The 427-nt window shown below is 39.1% G+C and carries 1 protein-coding gene; it reads right to left on the reverse strand.

Annotation, left to right across the window (positions count from 1 at the left end; all coding sequences use genetic code 11):
• Positions 1-88 precede the first annotated feature (88 nt).
• The coding region (locus PZE06_RS26400; RefSeq protein WP_483314089.1) for a Mu transposase domain-containing protein at positions 89-427 on the reverse strand (339 nt) is incomplete at its 5' end.

Consider the following 427-nt stretch of genomic DNA (forward strand, 5'->3'; position numbering starts at 1 on the left):
GATGCATCTTCGAGTAAACCATGAATTTGGTTAGCTGTATGGTGCCATCCCAATTTTTCTAGTCGTTCGATTAGAAGTTGAGTAGACATTATGTTTCACTCCTTTCTAATTGTTCATACACTTGAAGGGGACGATGTTCCACTTCAAACACATCGGGTTGTTGGAGACGGGTCGCCAAACCTTTTTCGGTCTCTTTCAGCCCTTTATAATGTCCTAAATTTAAATGGACTTCTGTTTTACCAGTAAGAATAGGGTGTTTCGCAATACACTCAAAGTCATCATATATCTCTAAATGATGATCAAGCGTTTCTTTCACTTTTACATTTTGACCAACAAAGCGGAATGGAACAGAATAACGCTTTCCTCGGTAAGAGATAAACGAATCTCTACTAACCTCTCGTATTTCCCACTTCACTACAGGAAAAGC

Source organism: Robertmurraya sp. DFI.2.37, from assembly GCF_029211245.1.
GTDB classification, from domain to species: Bacteria; Bacillota; Bacilli; order Bacillales; family Cytobacillaceae; genus Robertmurraya; species Robertmurraya methanolica_A.